Raw genomic sequence first — 2,017 nt, forward strand, 5'->3', positions numbered from 1 at the left:
GCTCGGCGGCGGGCGGCGGCTCGAAGAGGCCGGCCAGCTCGGGGATGTCCGAACCGCGCTTCCAGTCCGCCATGCCCTGCTGCCAGAAGAAGCTGCGGCCATTCACGGTGCCGGTGGCCATCAGCTCACGGAGGGCGCCCTCGTCCAGCGGGCCCTCCTGCTTGTTGCGCACCATGACGAACCAGGGCGACCCCGTGGCCTTCATGGGCGCGGCGCGCGTGGGCTCATCGTCCCAGGGCGTCTGCAGCGCGGCCGCGGGCGCCTTCGCCATCGGGGCGGCCGTGACGGGCGCGCTGATGACGGCCGCCGGGGCGGCTGCGGGCTCGGGCTCCGCCAGGGAGCGCTCCTGGGCGCGGATGCGCTCCACGTCCGCGAGGGACACCACGCGGGTGTTCTCCTCCTCGGCGGGCCCTTCGACGGTGATGACGTTCTGGCAGTTCTTGCAGCGGACCTTGACCGTCTTGCCGCGGACCTTTTCGTCCGCAATGGAATACCGCTTCTGGCAATTGTCGCAGGTAAAGTTCAAGAGGGGCGTCCAGCTTCCGGGGGAAAACGCGGTCGCGATGCTACCGCTAGAATTCTCCGGCGCAAACCACAGGTTGACTCTGTCTTGCGGCCCAACTATTGAGCCGCCCTCCCCCCTGTCTTCACTCGCCTTTTACACAAGGTGGCGAATGCCGGCGAAGGACCTCGGAACAAAACACGTCTGCTACAAGTGCCAGACGAAGTTCTACGACATGAAGAAGCCGGACCCGATCTGCCCGAAGTGTGGCGCGGATCAACGGGAAAGCCCGGCACTCAAGCCCCAACCGGAGGGAAGGCGTAGCCGTCTGGCAGCCGCCCCGAAGGTCATCGAGCCCATTGAGCCGGAGGAACCCGCCGGTCGCAATGAGGAGGACGAGGAGGAAGGACTCGACTCCTTCGATGATGACGAAGCAGCGGGAAGCGAATCCGAAGAGGACGAAGTCTAGGTCCGCGAGAAACGAGGGGCTCCACGGCGCAAGCCGGGAGCCCCTTCGCTTTTCAGGCCGTGGCGCTCGCGCCCGGACGACCTGGCTTCAGTTGGACGAGACGGGCGTCAGCTCCAGCAGCGCGCGGCGGAGCTGCTCGTACAGGGTCGGCCCCATCTCCTGCATGCCGATGGGCCGGACCGCCGCCTTGCGGGGCGCTTCCAGGCCGCGCATGCCGTTGCTCGGGAGTGCTTGCTTCTTTGGCTGCTGCATGACTCGGCCCCCTCTTCTCGGACGTGACTTCTGCCGTCCGTATAACAATTTTTCTTCTGGAACGGAAACCCCAATCACTTCGCGGCTTCTCAACCTTTTAGACGGCGAGCGCCGGAATCCTTCACGGAGACGGACGGGCGGGCGACTTCAAGTCGGCCACCGGCCACTCCGCGTCCACCTGGACGCGCTCGCCGGCGCGAACCGTCACGGTGCGGGCTTGTTCCGGGAGCCGCTCGTGCCAGAGGACCAGGGTGTGGGTGCCCTCGGGGACCTCCAGTTGGAAGCGCCCGTCCGCGCCGCTGGTCGCGAAGTACCCGTGGTTGAAGGTGCGCACGCGCGCGCGCATCCACGGGTGGATGTCACAGTGGATGGGGACGTCGCCCGGCTCGGCGGGCAGCTGCCGCTTCACCGTCATGCCCTCCAGCGGCATGGCCACATTGAAGAAGGCGCGGTTCGTTCCGGAGGCGGCGCGGACGTTGTGGACCAGCGGGTCCGAGTTGCGGATGACCAGGGTGCTTCCGGCGCGAGCGGCCAGCACGGGCGGGTCATAGATGCACTGCTTCTGGTCCAGCACGGGCTCCGGCGCGGCGCGCCTGGCCGCGGGCAGCGCGTGGCCGTCCCTCAGGGAAACCACGGTGTGGGCCAACGCGCCCTCACTGCCTACCCTGAGCGTGCGCTCCTCCGTCTCCTCGCCGCACACGGAGACGACGGTGCCCGTGGTGGGCTGCCGGGCGGGCGCCGGGGGTGTGCCGTCGAGACGGACGCGCCCCTCGATGGCTGTCTCTTATACCCAT

Annotated in this window: 4 protein-coding genes; 1 reads left to right on the forward strand and 3 read right to left on the reverse strand. The window is 67.9% G+C overall.

Going from position 1 to position 2,017, the window contains the following annotated elements; genetic code table 11:
* Positions 1 to 526 (reverse strand): GYF domain-containing protein (locus G4D87_RS37045; protein ID WP_163787486.1); only part of this gene is annotated, 526 nt, incomplete at its 3' end.
* A 148-nt stretch (positions 527 to 674) separates the two neighbouring features.
* Here G4D87_RS37045 and G4D87_RS37050 point away from each other — a divergent pair.
* Positions 675 to 971, forward strand: coding sequence for a TIGR02300 family protein (locus tag G4D87_RS37050; RefSeq protein ID WP_163787487.1), 297 nt, complete (start codon positions 675 to 677; stop codon positions 969 to 971).
* An 87-nt stretch (positions 972 to 1,058) separates the two neighbouring features.
* Here the strand turns inward: G4D87_RS37050 and G4D87_RS39105 are convergent, their stop codons facing one another.
* Both G4D87_RS39105 and G4D87_RS37055 read right to left on the reverse strand, forming a co-directional pair.
* On the reverse strand, positions 1,059 to 1,223 hold the full coding sequence (locus G4D87_RS39105; RefSeq protein WP_176413369.1) for a hypothetical protein: 165 nt from the start codon (positions 1,221 to 1,223) through the stop codon (positions 1,059 to 1,061).
* Positions 1,224 to 1,344: 121 nt separating this feature from the next.
* On the reverse strand, positions 1,345 to 1,857 hold the full coding sequence (locus G4D87_RS37055; protein WP_240358921.1) for a cupredoxin domain-containing protein: 513 nt from the start codon (positions 1,855 to 1,857) through the stop codon (positions 1,345 to 1,347).
* Between the last annotated feature and the right edge of the window lie 160 nt (positions 1,858 to 2,017).

This window comes from Myxococcus vastator (genome assembly GCF_010894475.1).
Classification (GTDB): Bacteria; Myxococcota; Myxococcia; order Myxococcales; family Myxococcaceae; genus Myxococcus; species Myxococcus vastator.